This is a genomic window from Acinetobacter sp. AOR12_HL, assembly GCF_027855275.1.
Classification (GTDB): Bacteria; Pseudomonadota; Gammaproteobacteria; order Pseudomonadales; family Moraxellaceae; genus Acinetobacter; species Acinetobacter baumannii.
In genome coordinates this window covers 99,115-116,157 of record NZ_JAKTIJ010000005.1, presented here as the reverse complement: position 1 = coordinate 116,157, position 17,043 = coordinate 99,115, and the positions used below count along the sequence as shown (strand labels likewise).

The window sequence follows — 17,043 nt, the reverse complement described above, 5'->3', positions numbered from 1 at the left end:
CAGCTTTCATGGTCATATCTAAATTGAATCGCTCTAAGCTTTTAATCGAGTACTCCGATGATTCCATTTATAACTGAGCAAGAGCTTTTGGGCTTTGGTCGTTACTTTCCATAAACTATGTTGTTGATCAATCTTGGTTGGAACAATCCATCCTTGTGATTGCATTTGCTTTTTAATACGAAACAGGGCTTTATGATTAATTTGTGCACCTGCCACTGCATGTGCTCTAGGCAACTCTTGGCGAGCGTCTTCTAACCCGTCCTGATTTAAATACTCATTGAGGCAAGTCCCAAAGTTCTCTTCTGGCATGGCTGTCTCAAAATGTTTAGCCAAAATACTTAACAGTTGAGACCAAGTCATTTGTCTCTGGCGCTTAAGCTCTTTAAAGTTGCCATCTTGAAAAGCCTGAATTTGATATTCAAAAGCAAAAACATCTTGCGGTGCCACTTCATTTGCTTGAATTGATGACTCTGATAACTGTTGTTCTAATTGTAAAACTTTACTTTTTAATCGGTTAATTTCATCTTCCAAATGATGCGCTTGGCGTGCAGGCACCCAACCTTGCCCCATATACTGTTCAACCATTAAAGGCATATTTAAACGGACAGCAAGTTCTAAATCACGTGGGCTTTGAAAATAAAAAATATGATTCGCTTCATGTAATAACTTTTTTCGGAATGCCAGAAATTTCTCTTTAAGCTGCGGATGGGCCTCTTGTAAATGTATATCACGACTTTCAGGTTGTTCATGCATAAAAACGACAATGGGCTTCGCGCGACTTAATGCATATTCATACTCTAAAGAAAAATAACTCGCCCCTGAAATTGATTGCTCCCCATACTGACTACCCAGCAGCAAAACAACATAATCCGACTCATCAATTTGCCGACGGGCAAGCGTCGTTGTTAGAGGATTTCTATATTCTAACCCCCAAGCAAAAAATCCCATATTGACTAAAGTTTGGGAAAGAACCATACGCTCAGGTTGCATCTCGCGACCTGAGGTTGAAATAAAAATCTGATAGCGTGTATCGAGCATAGCAATACCCTTATCGTCCCATAATCTTGATATGGCCTGAATCAGCCAAGATTATGAACCGCCCCAAATAAGAAAAATAAATATAAAAAAACGCTTTCTTCTGAATGCTTACAGTAGAGCTCAACTCAGATTGTGCAGCGTCCATGTCAATTCTTGTGGAATCATATTTTGTAAAACAGGTTGTAATGCATCTGCATTATTACCACTTACATAACATTCAATACGTGCAACATTCTGACGCGTTTGGTCACATAATAACTCATTTTTTATTAAAATACGGGCTGTTTGTCGGGCAACTGCCAATCCCGAATCAACCAGTGTGAATTGGTTATCAAAAAGATAATGAATGGCTTCATTTAAAAAAGGATAGTGCGTACAACCAAGTACCAAATAGTCCGCGCCTTGCTCAACTGCAGGTTGTAAAACTTCTCTTAATGCATTTAAACAAGCAGGGCTCATTTGCTGCCCTGCTTCTACACAAGGGACAAGCTCTAAACTCGTTAGAGTCATCACTTTAACACCCGCTGGAACAGCAAACTTTTCGACAACATCCTTAATGAGTTGTCCACGAAAAGTAGCTGGTGTCGCCAATACTGCAACCACTTTAGAACGAGTTTGTAATACTGCAGGTTTTAGTGCCGGTACCAAGCCAACAATCGGGAAGTGTTCGCCATAATGTTCTCGTAAATGATCAAGGCTAAATGCGGAAGCCGTATTACAAGCTACGACCGCAATTTTACAACCCTGACGATATAACCAGTCGACGGCACGAGCCGTTAGCTCTCTGATTTCTTCATCAGAGCGAGGACCATACGGAACATAGGCTGTATCTGCATAATACACAATACGTTCGTTTGGCAAATATTTGGCAATTTCTGCTGCAACCGACATACCTCCAATACCTGAATCAAAAATACCAATTGGGGCATCTGCTAATGCTTTAGGCATAGGTTCTAATTCAGTAAATAAAGGCTGTATGGCTGTCATGGCAGTACTAGAGAGTGTCGGAAAATTTCACTCTATAAAGCTTAAACCTCAAGTGCCTAATTGCAAGTGCAAATTACCACTTTTTAACTGCAAAATGGTTTCGCCTTTATCATTTTCGACCAGTGTTCCATAGTTCACGAGATGATAGAAAGCCTGACGTTGAATAAGCGCATTAATACCAAATCGAACATGGACATAAGGGCGCAACTCCCCTGCATATTCCCGCATAAAAATCGGGTGTTCTGCATCAACTAAAATCACATCCTGATTAGTCGTCGTCAGTTGTAGAAACTCATCACCTGAAATTTCAATCTGATCTACCTGATTGACTAATAAAGGTTCATCTTCAACTTCGATTTCAATTTGTTCTACAGGGGTTTTCAGGTAGAATTTACCCTCTTCTTTCCATAGGACTTTGGTAAACAAATCCAATAGGGCTTGGCGCTTGATTAATTGACCTTCGTGCCACCATTCTCCATTGGCTTTCACCGTTAAATCCATTTTACCGCAATGCTTTGGATGCCATTGCTCTAAAGGTGGGATTGACCTTTTGTGACTTTGCTGTACACCTTTTAAGTATTGTGCAATGTTCATTAAGTTTTTATCATCAGATAACGGTATTTTTCCCATATCCGATGGGGAATTATTTTGATTTACCATAGTTTATGCCTTGCTGACGAAAAAATATGACGACTCAGCCAATTGGCTAGATCATGGTTTAAAACTATACTAGCCCAAACGATAAAAGGCACAATAGCATATTTGCGCCTATGGATTAAAACACTCACGGCAGCACCGGATGATCTGACATTACGGTTGCCACCTTTAAGTATTGAGGAGTCCTACATGGAACACATCGAACGTGAATCGATGGAGTTTGACGTTGTCATCGTAGGTGCAGGACCTGCAGGTCTATCTGCTGCGATTAAGATCCGTCAATTAGCGATTGAAAATAACTTACCCGATCTTTCAGTTTGTGTAGTTGAAAAAGGCTCTGAAGTAGGTGCGCATATCTTATCTGGTGCTGTACTTGAACCGCGTGCTATTAATGAACTTTTCCCGAACTGGAAAGAAGAAGGCGCGCCTCTTAACGTACCTGTAACTGAAGACAAAACATTCTTTTTGCTTTCAGAAACTACCTCTAAAGAAGCACCTCACTGGATGGTTCCTAAAACCATGCACAATGACGGGAACTATGTTATCTCGCTAGGTAACGTTGTTCGCTGGTTAGGTCAAAAAGCTGAAGAATTAGAAGTTTCTATCTTCCCTGGCTTTGCTGCGTCTGAAGTGCTTTACCATGAAGATGGTACTGTAAAAGGTATTCAAACTGGTGACATGGGTATTGGTAAAGATGGCGAGCCTACACATAACTTTACTCCGGGTTATGAACTTCACGCTAAATACACTCTCTTTGCTGAAGGCTGCCGTGGCCACTTAGGTAAACGCCTAATTGCAAAATATAATCTTGATAAAGATGCAGATCCACAACATTACGGGATCGGGATTAAAGAACTTTGGGAAATTGACCCAGCAAAACATAAACCTGGTCTAGTGATGCACGGTGCTGGTTGGCCATTGTCTGAAACTGGTTCTTCTGGTGGTTGGTGGTTATACCACGCTGAAAACAATCAAGTGACTTTGGGTATGATTGTGGACTTATCTTATGAAAATCCACACATGTATCCATTCATGGAAATGCAGCGCTGGAAAACTCACCCACTCATCAAACAGTATTTAGAAGGTGGTAAACGTATTTCTTACGGCGCACGTGCTGTAGTGAAAGGCGGTTTCAACTCTTTGCCTAAATTGACTTTCCCGGGTGGTTGCTTAATTGGTGATGATGCAGGCTTCTTAAACTTTGCGAAAATCAAAGGCTCACACACTGCCATGAAATCAGGCATGTTATGTGGTGAAGCTGTATTTGAAGCAATTGCTGCCGGAGTTGAAAAAGGTGGTGATCTTGCGGTTGCTCGTGTAACCGAAGGCGAAGATTTATTCGTTAAAGAATTAACTTCTTACACAGACAAATTTAACAACAGCTGGTTAAAAGAAGAGCTTTATAATGCTCGTAACTTTGGCCCTGCAATGCATAAATTTGGGCAATGGATTGGTGGTGCATTTAACTTTATTGACCAAAACGTCTTTAAAGTGCCATTCACTTTACATGACTTGAAACAAGACTTCGCTGTATTGAAAACTGTTGATGCAACGAGCTTCAAGCCAACTTATCCAAAACCAGATGGCAAACTGACATTTGACCGTTTATCTTCTGTGTTTATTTCAAACACTGTACACGAAGAAAACCAGCCAGCTCACTTGAAGCTTACTGATCCTTCAATTCCAGTAAATGTGAACTTACCGAAATGGGATGAGCCTGCTCAGCGCTATTGCCCTGCAGGTGTTTACGAAATCATGGAAAATGATGACGGCTCTAAACGCTTCCAGATTAACGCAGCAAACTGTGTTCACTGTAAGACCTGTGATATTAAAGACCCATCTCAAAATATTACTTGGGTAACACCTGAGGGTGGTGGTGGTCCGAATTACCCTAACATGTAATTCCTTGCGCCGCTTTAGCTGCGGCTCATATCCTAAGATGTAACAAAAAGCCCCGATTATTCGGGGCTTTTTTTATTGGAATCCGCTTATTCAAAAGGAGGTATTTTCGCTACGTTTAAATTAAGATTCCTTTTGTAGAAAATAAATGTGCCTAATAAAAATAAACCGAGAAAACCAAAGTTTCGCGCTAAATCGAAGTACCAAACTGATTTACCAAATAATAAATCAATAATTAACATAAGCCCCATGAAACTTGTATGTAAAATCAGACTCATTTTAAATTTAGGTTGAGGAGCAAAATATGTATTTCTATAGCCTAGTAGAATGGAACCCAAAATTATAAGAATAAATATAATAATGATAGTAACAGTTTCAGATAGCCAAGGAGTTTCTAGATGTAATAAACCAGCTATTAAGAAAAACCAAAGAAAAATAAATAAGCTTCGTTTCACAAAATAATCATTCATTTTTATAAAGGCATCTAAATATTTAGTTTTTAGAATTATATAACGATTCTTATTTGAAAAATATTATCATTTTAAATTAAAAATTAATTTCTAATAGAGCTTCTAATATGTGTGGGTAGAAGCTCTATTCTATTTTTTGTTGTTCTATCCTTTTTGTACCAGATAACGGTATTCTTTATGGTTCTGCTCATCTAGAACTTCTTCTTTTAATAGGAGTTCATGTCCCAAATGCATACAAAACTTAGGGATATCCCAAGAAGTCGAAGGGTCAGTCGCCAACACTTCAACAACATCTCCTGATTTTGCTTTGCGAATCGCCTGATGCAGCATCATGACAGGTTCCGGACAACGTAAACCACGCGTATTAAGTTGTACAGTAGGTGAAATAGGTTGTTCTGACATAACAAACTCGAACAAATAGAATTTTCACATTTTAGCATAAACCCATCACTGTCTTATGAACTGTAACTGGCGTTTACATAACAATATGTGTTTTGTCTTTTACTTTGTTTTATAGATGCATAAGGGCTTTTTCTTCGGTATGATCAGTGTATTCATTTGATACATTGAGTCTTTAGGAAAGATCATGCAAGAGGAACCGAGTCCGTCGTGGGGAATGCGAGGCTTACGAAAGTGGTTAGGTACAGCGCCAGAAACCCGAGATGAATTATTAAAACTAGTCCAAAATTCACGTCGTTTTTTAGAACCTGATACTGTTGCCATGCTTGAAGGTGTTCTTGACCTTCCTGCTACAAAAATTCGTGAAGTCATGACGCCACGAACAGCAATGATCAGTATGCAAGAAGATGATCAGTTACTTGATATTCTTCACGTATTGGTTGAGTCTGCTCACTCACGTTTTCCAGTTTTCTCAGCTGACCAGCCTGATAATGTTGTTGGTATTTTACTGGCAAAAGATTTACTACCATTTTTGACTGAACCAAATACTAAATTAGATATTGGCTCGCTCATGCGTCAGCCATTATTTGTGCCTGAAAGCGCACGTTCAGATCAAGTTCTTCGTATGCTTAAGCATACCCAGACCCATATCGCGATTGTGATTGATGAATATGGATCAACAGCGGGACTGGTCACGCTTGAAGATATTCTTGAAGAGATCGTTGGTGAAATTGAAGACGAACATGATACTGCGGATGAAGATGCACAGTACATTGTTCCAGATAACGACCATACAATAGCGAATGCATGGATGGTGCAGGCACTTACACCAATTGAACACTTCAACACTGTTTTAGATGCTGATTTTTCTGACGATGAAGTAGAAACTGTCGGTGGTTTATTGCTTCAAGAAATTGGTCTAGTTAGTGATTTACAAGGTCAGACTGTTGAGCTTGGAAATTGGTTATTTACGATTGTTGAAGCAGATGCCCGCACTATTCATCTGATTCGAGCTGTACGTCAATGAGAGCATACTTTGAAAAGCTGTTAGATTCTTCGCAACAACAAAAACAGCTTCCTTTAATTTTTCCATTGCTCATTGCTTTATTTTCAGGTGCCGTGTTCAGTTTTGCACTGGCACCTTATTATTGGTGGTGGCTGGCAATTTTGTCTCCAGCCCTACTCTATGCGACATTGCATAACCGCTCAGCCAAACAAGCATTTGCAATTGGCTGGAGTTATGGTTTTGGTTTATGGTTTGTAGGGGCTTTCTGGCTCTATACGTCGATCCATGTATATGGCGATACCAATGCTTTTCTAAGCGTATGTATGATTGCTGTTATGGCCCTTGTAATGGGCTTATTTACAGCATTTCAGACATGGGTTTATCGACGCTTCTTCCCTGAAACACCGCTGACTTTCGCCCCTCTCTGGATTATTTTTGAGTGGGCTAAAACTTGGGTATTTACCGGTTTCCCTTGGCTGTTTGTAGGTTATGCTTTTACTGAACGTTTACTCGATGGTTATGCGCCGCTATTTGGTATTTATGCAATTTCCTTTGTAGTCATTGTATTAGCATGTGCTTTAGTTGAAGTTCTACGTAAGCGTATTTTCTGGGTTATCCCTGCTGCCCTGTTAGTTTTAGGTGCATGGGGAGCATCATATATTCAGTTTGTACAACCTAAAGCGGCTAAACCGCTTAGCGTTTCGCTCATTCAAGGTAACATTCCACAAGATTTAAAATGGCTAACCGAATATCAAGTTAGAACATTAGAAATTTATGCTGGTTTGACTCAATCTGAATGGGGCCGTGACCTCATTGTATGGCCTGAGTCTTCAATTCCACTCTTCCAAACCGACATTGAACCGTTTTTGGATGCAATGGATGCACAAGCTAAAAAGAACCATACCGCTTGGGTAACCGGCATACCTTATTGGGATGTAGCGAAATCGCATCAAGTTAGTAGCCCGCTGTATTACAACAGTATTATGGCCTCTGGCAGCGATTCAAGCGGCCTTTATAAAAAGCAGCGCCTTGTTCCTTTTGGTGAATATATTCCGCTGTCAGGTTTGCTTTCTTGGGTTTTACCAGCCATGCAAAATGATATTAGCATGAGCGGTTTTACACGTGGTGAGAGTGATCAGAAACCACTTTTAATTAAAGGGCACGCGCTTGCGGCTGCAATTTGTTATGAAGTGGCATATCCGAACCTGACACGTCGTAATGCAGAAGACAGCGACTTTTTGGTGACTGTATCTAACGATGCTTGGTTTACTGGAACAGCTGGCCCATGGCAACATTTACAAATGGTGCAGATGCGTGCGAAAGAAAATGGTCGCTGGTTTATTCGTGCAACCAACACAGGTGTAACAGCGTTTATTGATCAAAATGGTCATATCACCGAACAAGCACCGATTGATAAAGAGTTTGTCTTGAGAGGCGATTTACCAGCCATGCAAGGTCAAACTCTCTATAACCGTCTAGGTGATTATCCAATTTTAGGATTTGCAGTATTACTGCTGGTTTTAGGTTGGATTTATCGTCCACGTAAAGTAGATGTGTCTTACAAATCACGTCGCTAAATTATAATAACTTTGTACCCAGAGGCACTTCAAACTCTGGGATACAAAGTGCTACATCCCCATCTGCATTATGAAACCCTGTTACCAAACATTCCGATTGGATAGGACCAATTTGTTTCTTAGGGAAATTCACTACCGCAACAACTAATTTACCAATCAAATCCTGCGGTTGATAAAGTTTAGTAATCTGTGCACTCGATTTACGTACACCCAATTCTTCACCAAAATCTACATGCAAAATATAGGCAGGTTTTCGCGCCTTTTCAAAAACCTCAGCTTGAATAATTTTACCAACGCGCAGTTCTACTTTTAAAAAGTCATTCCACTCGATTTGTTCCATTTCATATTTCTCATCTTCTTAAATTGCTGATTTGAAGCATATAATATGTACAAATGAAGAAACACCCTGTTTTAAGTCCAGTTAAAAAATAAAACGTAGATGTTGAGTCTACGTTTTATTTAAAAATTCTGTTTTAAAATAAGATTAAAAAGCAATCGATAATTGCAAAGATAAATAAGCAACTAAACTGGATAAAAAAACCATCGGCACATAACGATAAGCTTTAAAAAGCAATTGTTCGTATTTAGAAGCCATCTGTTTAGTTTGCCATACACTCGTTTTTAATGCGGTAAAGAAGCTCACCATTAACCAAGCGCTTACAATACTTAAGGCAAAGAAACCAATCATGATTTGGCTACTTCCCTCAGTACTCAACCATAGCTTTAATGAAACTTCAGCAATAGGTAATAATGCTAAAATCAATAGGACAGATTTAAGCATCGCCCAATGAAACTGATTCAGCTCATCAAGTACGAGAAATGCTTTCATTTAATCTCTCCCATTCATTGAATAAAGTGCTTTTTATTTATTATGCAAAGCTTTTATTTAAATATATAGCTTATTTTCTCTTATATTTTAACTTTCTTGTAACTATTAAATATGGGAATAATTCTTATTTTAAATCTCAAATCTAGATATTAACTTTTTTACTTTATTTTCAATGCATTATTATATTTTTATGATTAAGAAAGATTATCAATTCGGATTATTGTTTTATCTTATTAACCGAATCGATAATCTCTCTTACATTTTAATTAAGGCTGATAATAAATATCGGCATCGTTACCTTCACCACCTTCTTTACCATCTGCGCCAAATGAATATAGATCAAAAGGATGGCCGTCTTTTCCAGGTACGACATATTGGATATCATTTTTCCAGCTATCTTTAGGATAACCACCTTTCACATAACCACCCGGCATCCAGTTTTTTGCTGTAGCAGGTTGATTAATAAGCGCATCTAAACCACCTTCTTGCATGGTTGGGAAATGCCCATTATCGAGCTTGTATTGATCTAAGGCACCCGCTACCCCTTTCAAAGTAATTTGAGTCGTATCAATTTTAGCTTTTTCACTACGGCCCATGACGTTCGGTACGATTAAAGCAGCCAACACGCCTAAGATTACAATCACGACCATAACTTCAATAAGGGTAAAGCCTGAGGCACGTTTCATTCGAGCACGGCTCGAACGTGTCGCAAGTCCGAAAGCACTTGAAGAGCAAACATCTGATACAGAGCTATGCTCGGAATGGCACGTTGGTTCAAACTGATTTGAAACCACAGATTCACTATGTTGTTTCATCGCTGTTTCGCTTTGAATATTTTTTACTTTCATCATTATCTCTAATATCAAAGTTATTAAATCATATTGTTCATATTTACGATTGGCAGCATAACCGCAATTACAATAACCAGTACGATGCTTGCCATTAAAACTAGCATTAGCGGTTCAAGTAATGCCAATAAGGTTGAAATAAATGTCGTCACCTCGCGGTCTTGCATGGTCGACGCACGTTCAAGCATACGGTCAAGCTCACCTGATGCCTCACCACTTCGAATCATTTGTACCATCATTGGTGGGAAATAACCACTGCGCTCCAGTTGCGTACCGAGGTTACCGCCTTCGGTAACACGTTCAGCCGCTTGGGAAATTGAATCACGGATGACCCAGTTATTGGTCACAGCAGCACCAATCTTTAAGGCATCTACCAATGGCACGCCTGAACGAGTCAAAATAGATAAAGTACTGGCAAAGCGCGCAGCATTAATACCACGTGATAGTTTACCGAATAATGGCAATTTGAGTGTTAATCGATCAAAAGCATAATGTCCCGCAGTAGTTTTTAAAAAACGGACAAAAGCTACCACCCCTACAATTGCAAAAAGAATAATAAATACCCATGCATGACGGATAAAATCACTCGCTTTCATTAAAGCAACTGTAATCCATGGTAAGGCATCTTTGCTTTGATCGAAGGTTTTTACAATCTCTGGGACCACATAAGTCATTAATCCCATCACAATACCGAAAGACATCAGCATTAAAATGATTGGGTAAATCATGGCACCTTGAACTTTCTTTTGCATGGCAAAACGGTTCTCGGTGTAGTCTGATAGCTGATCTAAAATGAGATCTAAATGCCCCGAACGCTCACCTGCGGCAACAGTAGCAATATAAAGGTCAGGAAAACGCCCGGACTGTTGCATCCCTTGTGCAAGTGAATGTCCTTCCAATACTTTTGAACGAACTGAGAGTAAAAGATTTTGCACATGTGCTTTTTCACTTTGTCTGCTCACGGCGCGGAGAGCTTCTTCTAAAGGAATTGCAGCAGCAACCAAAACCGAAAGCTGTCTGGTCATGAGCGCCAAATCGTAAGCACTAAACTTTTTTTGGAATAATCCGTGGCTTTGATGCTTATCTTTTTGTTCAACCGGGTCAACGCTAATCGGAGTCCATGCTTTATCGCGTAATTGTTGGCGAATCTGACGTGCCGAGTCTCCTTCAAGCACCCCCTTTTGCTGCTTCCCTGAAGCATCAATAGCAGTAAATTGATATGCAGGCATGGTAATGTTCTAATTTTCCAAAAATAATAGTCGCTGCTGTTGCATCTATGCTACGCAATCATTCATATTCATTCTATAGCCTGTGTAGAATACCCAAGTCCTCTTCACGACGCTATGCCGTTTTTTAAAATTGACGAAATGAGCCTCTATGACCATAACGCCAAAGCCTGATTCAGTTGTTTATCGTGTGCGTGTTGCCGTACCTGTGCATCTGTACGACACTTTTGACTATACACTCACCAAAGCACAATATGAACGGGCTCAAGTAGGTTCACGCGTCGCAATTTCATTTGGACGGCAAAACCTGATTGGTATCATTACTGAAAAAGTTGACCTACAAGAATCATTTACAGGTCACTTTCAGCTTAAGGCCATTTCTGAACTTTTAGATGATGAGCCTATTTTAGATGAACAAGTTTTAAATTTATTGACATGGTCAGCACAATATTACCAATTCCCGATTGGTGAGGTGATGCAGACTGCTTTACCTGCGTTATTGCGTCAGGGCAAACCCATGGATGTTTTATTTCATCTATGGAAAATCATTCCATGTGATAATGCCGAAGCTTTACTAAAACGTTCAATCAAACAGCAAGACGCTTATCAAATTTTAAAATTACATCCTGCCGGAACCACTGAAAATATTCTCAATTTAAGTGGTGTAGAAACTGCCACACTTAAAGCATTGCAAAAGAAAGGTCTCGTAGACTGTACGCTTGAGCCTCATGACTTTAGCCCAGCCCCTGTGCAATTGGCGCAAATGCCACTCACGCTCAATGAAGACCAAAAGAAGGCCACCCAGCACGTCCTTAATGCGCAGCATCAATATCAAGCCTTTTTATTAGATGGTTTAACAGGAAGTGGTAAAACTGAAGTTTACCTGCACATCATGCACGAAGTGCTAAAGCAAGGTAAGCAAGTACTGGTGTTAGTTCCTGAAATTGGTTTAACCCCTCAAACTATTTCGCGCTTTAAGTCTCGTTTTAACTGCGACATTGCTTTATTACATTCGGGGTTAAATGACTCTAAACGCCTACAAGCCTGGCAACAAGCACAGACTGGAAAGGCCTCTATTATTTTAGGAACACGTTCAGCCATTTATACCCCGCTGCCACGTTTGGGCCTGATCATTTTAGATGAAGAACACGACCTGTCTTATAAACAACAAGAAGGTTTCCGTTACCATGCTCGTGATGTCGCGCTTTATCGAGGACATTTACAAGGCTGTCCTGTTCTTTTAGGTTCGGCAACCCCAAGCATTGACAGTTATTACTTAGTCGAAACTGGCAAGTTAACTGCGCTTCAGCTGAACCAACGTGCAGGCCATGCGCTTTTACCAAAAATGCATTTGATTGATCTTAAAATTGTCAAAAAACAGCATGGTATTAGTCAGCCTTTAATCGAACAGATTAAAAATACCTTAGCAAGAAAAGAACAAGTTTTAATTTTTTTAAATCGACGTGGTTATGCACCTGTTCTAGTCTGTGAAAGTTGTGGTTGGCAAGCGAATTGTCCTCATTGTGATGCACATTTTACGTTGCACACTCAGCCCTACTCTTACTTACATTGTCACCACTGTGGCACAGTTCATCGCTTGCCAGACCACTGCCCTAAGTGTGAGCAAAAGAGCCTCAAAACTTTAGGTGCTGGCACAGCCAAGGTTGAAGAGCATTTACAAGAATTATTTCCAGATCATGATGTGATTCGGGTCGATCGTGACAGTACCAGCCGAGTCGGTAGCTGGCAAAAAATTTATGATCGCATTCAGCAAAATAAACCTTCGATTTTGCTCGGTACGCAAATGTTGGCAAAAGGTCACCATTTTCCGCATGTGACCTTGGTTGCTATTTTAGACATTGATGCAGGTTTATTGAGTGTCGATATTCGAGCGCCAGAGCGTACTGCTCAATTGATTGTACAAGTGGCTGGTCGTGCAGGTCGTGGAGAACATAAAGGTCATGTTTATTTACAAACCTTAAGGCCAGATCATCCTTTACTCACCACACTCATCGAAAAAGATTATCGGGCAGTCGCGAAACAAACATTGGCTGAGCGTAAAGTTGCATTACTGCCGCCTTATCGCTATGCCGTACTTATACGCGCTGAATCGAAAGATCGTGACTATACCTTGCATTTTTTAAATGAAGCTGCCGAGCAACTTCGCCAAATAGCAGGTGGTATTGTTGATATCTGGGGGCCAATTCCAGCACCAATGGAACGTAAAGCGGGACGTTACCGCGCACATATGGTGATTTTGTCTGCTGACCGCGCTCGTCTGCATTTTTACTTAAGACAATGGTGGGCTCAATTGGTTCATGCGCCTAGACAGCATCAACTCAGACTCTCAATTGATGTTGACCCGCAAGAATTTAGTTAGATGATTTGAATATCATGGTGTGAAGAACACTTTTTCCCTTTACACTTAAAAAAGATCAATACATTCGGGGCAATGAATGTCATTCCTACTGCAAGCAACTATTTTTCTTGGAGCATCTCTGATTTTAGTCCCTTTGGGCAAACGCCTAGGGATTGCAACAGTTTTAGGTTATTTATTTACGGGCATAATTCTTGGCCCGAGTGTGTTAAATATTGCCCATGACCCTGAGGCCATTATGGAGTTGGCTGAATTTGGGGTCATTTTACTTATGTTCCTGATTGGTCTAGAGCTCCGCCCACAACGTTTGTGGGAAATGCGTGACTCTATATTTGTGATGGGAAGTTTACAGGTCGTGATTACGGGTATAATTCTTATGCTCACCGTATTGCTGCTATTTCAACAACACCTTGCTGCCAGCTTTGTGATTGGTTTTGCGCTTGCGCTGTCTTCTACGGCCTTTGTATTACAGCTTCTGACTGAGAAACAACAGCTCAATACCACCTATGGTCAGCAATCTTTTTCAATCTTGCTTTTCCAAGACATTGCAGCAATTCCATTACTTGCGGTGATTCCTCTTCTGGCAGGAACCGAATCTACCCATCATGGTATTGCTTATTTTGCAGCCATCATCGCGACGTTTACTGGTTTGTTCCTATTTAGCCGTTATGTCATGCGCCCATTTTTCCGTTTTGTCGCCAAGAGTGGTGCGACTGAACTGATTACGGCTGTAGGGTTATTTATTATTCTTGCCGTTGTGTTACTGATGGACACTTTAGGCATTAGCACAACATTAGGTGCTTTCCTTACCGGGGTTCTTTTAGCCGACTCAGAATTCCGTCATGAGCTTGAAGCGAGTATTGCCCCGTTTAAAGGGCTATTACTTGGCTTATTCTTTATGACCGTAGGCATGACGACACAATTGTCGTTACTGATTGAAATGCCTTGGCTCATTATTGGTGGAGCAATCGGCCTACTCGTCATCAAAACCCTCGTTTTAACTGCCATTGCCCGCTATAAAAAGTACAGTTGGAACAATAGCTTGTTACTCGGGACTTGCTTGGCTCAAGGCGGTGAATTCGCTTTTGTAATTTTGAGCCTAGCAAAAAGTGAAAAGATTTTAACGGATGCCTTATTAGAGCCTGTCACGTTGATTGTGACCTTATCAATGGTCCTTACCCCAGTGATTTACTGGATCATGGCCTGTAAGATCATTCCCCTTTTTCATAAAGAATTGCCACCTGAATATGATGAGATTCCTCAGCAAGATAACCCAATTATCATTGCTGGTTTTGGGCGCTTTGGACAAATTATTGCGCGTATTGCCCGCTTACAGCACTTAGGATTTACTGCTATCGATAACAATCTTCATCAAGTGGACTTTGTTCGACGTTACGGCGGTAAGCTCTATTATGGTGATGTCACCCAGCCTGACTTACTTCGCTCAGCAGGGATTGAAAAAGCGAAAGTATTTATTTTAGCAATTGATGATGTCGAAGACTCTATGAATGTCGCACGTCATCTTAGATTGAACTATCCAAACCTAAAATTACTGGCTCGTGCCCGTGACCGCCACCATGTGCACCTATTAAGAGACTTAGGTGTTGAACATATTTGGCGTGAAACCTATTTATCATCATTAGGTATGGCTTATCGTGCTTTACGCGAACTCGGTATTTCCGATGAACAAGCTTATAACAATATCGAAATCTTTCGGGATTATGATGAGAAATTACTCATACAGCAGCAAAGCATTTATACCGATGAACAAAAGGTTTTTGAAACCCATCGTAATGCTCTGGCAGAGCTTGAACACCTATTTGAAAGCGATGCACAACAAGCCACATCGAAGCACGACGTTAACTTAAAGCGTCATTTACAACCAAATCGTATCGACATTACACGAGATCACGAAGAATAACTTGAGATTTCGCAAAATGGCTATATTAAGGACTTATTCACATTGCCTAAATGATTGCGACAATCGGTACAAGAGTTGCCGTTGTCCTGCTTGCAGCTTCGCTGCATTCCCTAAGCCTGATTAAACCGAAATTGTTATAATCTGCTTAGGGCCCTGGAGAATATTATGTCTGATTTACGCCAACGCTTTTATATAGAGGACTTTCCTGTTCGCGGTGAAGTGGTTCATCTAGAAGAAGCATTAAAAACTATTTTAGCTCAACGCGACTACATGCCTGCGGTTCAAATTCTATTAGGCGAGATGTTGAGCGCTACAGCATTACTTGCGAGTACTTTAAAAATCAAAGGTCGTATCAGCTTGCAAATCCAGGCTAACGGCTCTTTCAAATGGGCTATGGCAGAATGTAACCATTTAGGCGAAGTTCGTGCTTTAGCAGACTACGAAACAGATCCACGTTTTGGTGAAGCAACAGATAGCAGCACTGTTTTAGCGGCTTTGGTTAACCCTGTTTTATTTATTAACATCGAACCTGAGCATGGTGAGCGTTATCAAGGGATTGTACCTCTTGATCAAGCAAATTTAGCAGGCTGTTTAATGCAGTACTATGACTTGTCTGCACAAATTCCAACCCGAATTGTACTGGCAAGCACCGCACAGCGCTCAGGTGGTTTGCTCATTCAGTTATTACCTCGTCATGATGAGGAAGAGCAAAAACTGGTTGATGAAGATTTATGGCCACGTTTAACCATGCTAACTGAAACGCTTAAGTCAGAAGAACTGACAGAGCTTTCAGCAAATGAGATTTTGTATCGTCTTTATAACGAAGAAGAAGTACGTTTACCAGAAGTTGAACACTTAAAATTTGGTTGTACTTGTTCTAAAGAACGCTGTGCCAAAGCCCTCATTCAAATTGGTGTTGATGCTGTTCATGAAACATTGGAAGCACAAAACCCGATTCAAATGGATTGCCAGTTCTGTAACACCCGTTATGAGTTCACTGCTGAAGAGGCACTGGGTCTGTTTGGTGAACATTTGAGTTAATCACCTACTTCATAAAAAGGCGGGCAATCCGCCTTTTTATTTATCTATAATTTTTTGATGATAATTTTCAGCATGTTATTTTAAATCAGTTAATATGAGCTTACTTGATAACCCAATAAATAAGATGCTTATATCTCATGAATTATTTTGATTATTTTCTCTTTATTTTTAGTGTCATTATTATGATTGCGACTCCTGGTCCTGTCATGATTTTAGTGGCAAGTGCCGGACTTAAAGGTGGTTATAAAAAAGCACTGGAAACCATTTTTGGTACAAACCTTGCCTCTCTCGTTTTAATTTTTATTTCAGTACTCGTACTTAAAGGCGTATTGGGTATTAATGAAAATTATTTAAATATTATTCGTGTTTTAGGCTGCCTATATATTGGTTATTTGGGTTTTAGTATTCTCAAAGAAGTCATTCAAGCTCCTCATCCTGAAGCAATTCAAACCGTTTCTGCTCAAAATGGCGGTTTTAAAAAAGGCTTTTTAGTGGGTATTTCAAACCCTAAAGATATTATTTTCTTTTCAGCTTTCTTTCCGCAATTTGTTTCTATTTCACCTCATCTAGATTTAAGTCTAACTATTCTTACGCTGACATGGATAGTTTTAGACTTTTTAACGCTATCTCTAGTCTATATATTTTTCCGCCGCCTCTCGAACAGCCATTTATACCCGAAGATCCTCGGTTTATGTGGTCTATTACTGTTAGTTATTGCCGTTTACGGTTTATATCAGACATTCATTTAAACAATGAGAGGATAGCCCT

At 40.1% G+C, this 17,043-nt stretch carries 16 protein-coding genes; 7 read left to right on the top strand and 9 right to left on the bottom strand.

The genetic code is table 11. The features are described from left to right. Positions 1-33: 33 nt before the first annotated feature. From MKL36_RS01615 to MKL36_RS01605, 3 genes are all read right to left on the bottom strand, one after another. Entirely contained in the window at positions 34-1,038 is a 1,005-nt protein-coding gene (locus MKL36_RS01615; protein WP_021511366.1) for a DUF4062 domain-containing protein, read from the bottom strand. A gap of 120 nt (positions 1,039-1,158) precedes the next feature. After that, entirely contained in the window at positions 1,159-2,025 is an 867-nt protein-coding gene (gene murI / locus MKL36_RS01610; protein WP_021511367.1) for a glutamate racemase, read from the bottom strand. Between the two features lie 48 nt (positions 2,026-2,073). Next, positions 2,074-2,685, bottom strand: a complete 612-nt coding sequence (locus MKL36_RS01605; protein WP_000248028.1) for a DUF1285 domain-containing protein — start codon at positions 2,683-2,685, stop codon at positions 2,074-2,076. A gap of 186 nt (positions 2,686-2,871) precedes the next feature. Here MKL36_RS01605 and MKL36_RS01600 point away from each other — a divergent pair, with 186 nt between their 5' ends. Continuing rightward, positions 2,872-4,584 (top strand): electron transfer flavoprotein-ubiquinone oxidoreductase, encoded by a 1,713-nt coding sequence (locus tag MKL36_RS01600; RefSeq protein WP_000400008.1) that lies wholly within the window; start codon positions 2,872-2,874, stop codon positions 4,582-4,584. A gap of 86 nt (positions 4,585-4,670) precedes the next feature. Here the strand turns inward: MKL36_RS01600 and MKL36_RS01595 are convergent, their stop codons facing one another. Further along, complete coding sequence (locus MKL36_RS01595) at positions 4,671-5,051, bottom strand: hypothetical protein (RefSeq protein ID WP_021511368.1); 381 nt, start codon at positions 5,049-5,051, stop codon at positions 4,671-4,673. Positions 5,052-5,195: 144 nt separating this feature from the next. Beyond that, on the bottom strand, positions 5,196-5,453 hold the full coding sequence (gene tusA / locus MKL36_RS01590; RefSeq protein ID WP_000003406.1) for a sulfurtransferase TusA: 258 nt from the start codon (positions 5,451-5,453) through the stop codon (positions 5,196-5,198). 184 nt (positions 5,454-5,637) lie between these two features. On the opposite strand from tusA, the gene MKL36_RS01585 reads away from it, so the two are divergent. Both MKL36_RS01585 and lnt read left to right on the top strand, forming a co-directional pair. Then, the gene (locus MKL36_RS01585) at positions 5,638-6,477 is read left to right on the top strand and encodes an HlyC/CorC family transporter (protein ID WP_001154809.1); all 840 of its coding nucleotides are present in this window, start codon (positions 5,638-5,640) and stop codon (positions 6,475-6,477) included. Continuing rightward, positions 6,474-8,033, top strand: coding sequence for an apolipoprotein N-acyltransferase (lnt, locus tag MKL36_RS01580; RefSeq protein WP_021511369.1), 1,560 nt, complete (start codon positions 6,474-6,476; stop codon positions 8,031-8,033). Before MKL36_RS01585 ends, lnt begins: the two co-directional genes overlap by 4 nt. A gap of 1 nt (position 8,034) precedes the next feature. Here the strand turns inward: lnt and MKL36_RS01575 are convergent, their stop codons facing one another. From MKL36_RS01575 to gspF, 4 genes are all read right to left on the bottom strand, one after another. Further along, positions 8,035-8,373, bottom strand: coding sequence for a tRNA-binding protein (locus MKL36_RS01575; protein ID WP_000434938.1), 339 nt, complete (start codon positions 8,371-8,373; stop codon positions 8,035-8,037). Positions 8,374-8,517: 144 nt separating this feature from the next. After that, positions 8,518-8,862 carry a hypothetical protein gene (locus MKL36_RS01570; protein WP_000643174.1) on the bottom strand — a complete coding sequence of 115 codons (345 nt, stop codon included), beginning with the start codon at positions 8,860-8,862 and terminating at the stop codon, positions 8,518-8,520. A gap of 266 nt (positions 8,863-9,128) precedes the next feature. Continuing rightward, on the bottom strand, positions 9,129-9,710 hold the full coding sequence (gspG, locus tag MKL36_RS01565) for a type II secretion system major pseudopilin GspG (protein ID WP_000865310.1): 582 nt from the start codon (positions 9,708-9,710) through the stop codon (positions 9,129-9,131). Positions 9,711-9,733: 23 nt separating this feature from the next. Next, positions 9,734-10,939: a type II secretion system inner membrane protein GspF gene (gene gspF, locus MKL36_RS01560; RefSeq protein WP_001112089.1), complete on the bottom strand. Its 1,206-nt coding sequence runs from the start codon at positions 10,937-10,939 to the stop codon at positions 9,734-9,736. A 148-nt stretch (positions 10,940-11,087) separates the two neighbouring features. Between gspF and MKL36_RS01555 the strand changes: the two genes are divergently transcribed. The 4 genes from MKL36_RS01555 (at position 11,088) to MKL36_RS01540 (ending at position 17,024) form a co-directional block, all read left to right on the top strand. Beyond that, on the top strand, positions 11,088-13,316 hold the full coding sequence (locus MKL36_RS01555) for a primosomal protein N' (RefSeq protein WP_021511370.1): 2,229 nt from the start codon (positions 11,088-11,090) through the stop codon (positions 13,314-13,316). A gap of 76 nt (positions 13,317-13,392) precedes the next feature. Then, a complete protein-coding gene (locus MKL36_RS01550) occupies positions 13,393-15,234 on the top strand; it encodes a monovalent cation:proton antiporter-2 (CPA2) family protein (RefSeq protein WP_021511371.1) in 1,842 nt (613 codons plus the stop codon). 165 nt (positions 15,235-15,399) lie between these two features. Then, positions 15,400-16,275: an Hsp33 family molecular chaperone HslO gene (gene hslO / locus MKL36_RS01545; RefSeq protein WP_001281765.1), complete on the top strand. Its 876-nt coding sequence runs from the start codon at positions 15,400-15,402 to the stop codon at positions 16,273-16,275. 137 nt (positions 16,276-16,412) lie between these two features. Beyond that, positions 16,413-17,024, top strand: a complete 612-nt coding sequence (locus MKL36_RS01540; protein ID WP_001105725.1) for a LysE family translocator — start codon at positions 16,413-16,415, stop codon at positions 17,022-17,024. Positions 17,025-17,043 lie beyond the last annotated feature (19 nt).

Bases quoted from the DNA above. Each gene is read 5' to 3' on its own strand.
- MKL36_RS01615 (WP_021511366.1), bottom strand. From the start codon at position 1,038: ATGCTCGATACACGCTATCAGATTTTTATTTCAACCTCAGGTCGCGAG.
- murI (WP_021511367.1), bottom strand. From the start codon at position 2,025: ATGACAGCCATACAGCCTTTATTTACTGAATTAGAACCTATGCCTAAA.
- MKL36_RS01605 (WP_000248028.1), bottom strand. From the start codon at position 2,685: ATGGTAAATCAAAATAATTCCCCATCGGATATGGGAAAAATACCGTTA.
- MKL36_RS01600 (WP_000400008.1), top strand. From the start codon at position 2,872: ATGGAACACATCGAACGTGAATCGATGGAGTTTGACGTTGTCATCGTA.
- MKL36_RS01595 (WP_021511368.1), bottom strand. From the start codon at position 5,051: ATGAATGATTATTTTGTGAAACGAAGCTTATTTATTTTTCTTTGGTTT.
- tusA (WP_000003406.1), bottom strand. From the start codon at position 5,453: ATGTCAGAACAACCTATTTCACCTACTGTACAACTTAATACGCGTGGT.
- MKL36_RS01585 (WP_001154809.1), top strand. From the start codon at position 5,638: ATGCAAGAGGAACCGAGTCCGTCGTGGGGAATGCGAGGCTTACGAAAG.
- lnt (WP_021511369.1), top strand. From the start codon at position 6,474: ATGAGAGCATACTTTGAAAAGCTGTTAGATTCTTCGCAACAACAAAAA.
- MKL36_RS01575 (WP_000434938.1), bottom strand. From the start codon at position 8,373: ATGGAACAAATCGAGTGGAATGACTTTTTAAAAGTAGAACTGCGCGTT.
- MKL36_RS01570 (WP_000643174.1), bottom strand. From the start codon at position 8,862: ATGAAAGCATTTCTCGTACTTGATGAGCTGAATCAGTTTCATTGGGCG.
- gspG (WP_000865310.1), bottom strand. From the start codon at position 9,710: ATGAAAGTAAAAAATATTCAAAGCGAAACAGCGATGAAACAACATAGT.
- gspF (WP_001112089.1), bottom strand. From the start codon at position 10,939: ATGCCTGCATATCAATTTACTGCTATTGATGCTTCAGGGAAGCAGCAA.
- MKL36_RS01555 (WP_021511370.1), top strand. From the start codon at position 11,088: ATGACCATAACGCCAAAGCCTGATTCAGTTGTTTATCGTGTGCGTGTT.
- MKL36_RS01550 (WP_021511371.1), top strand. From the start codon at position 13,393: ATGTCATTCCTACTGCAAGCAACTATTTTTCTTGGAGCATCTCTGATT.
- hslO (WP_001281765.1), top strand. From the start codon at position 15,400: ATGTCTGATTTACGCCAACGCTTTTATATAGAGGACTTTCCTGTTCGC.
- MKL36_RS01540 (WP_001105725.1), top strand. From the start codon at position 16,413: ATGAATTATTTTGATTATTTTCTCTTTATTTTTAGTGTCATTATTATG.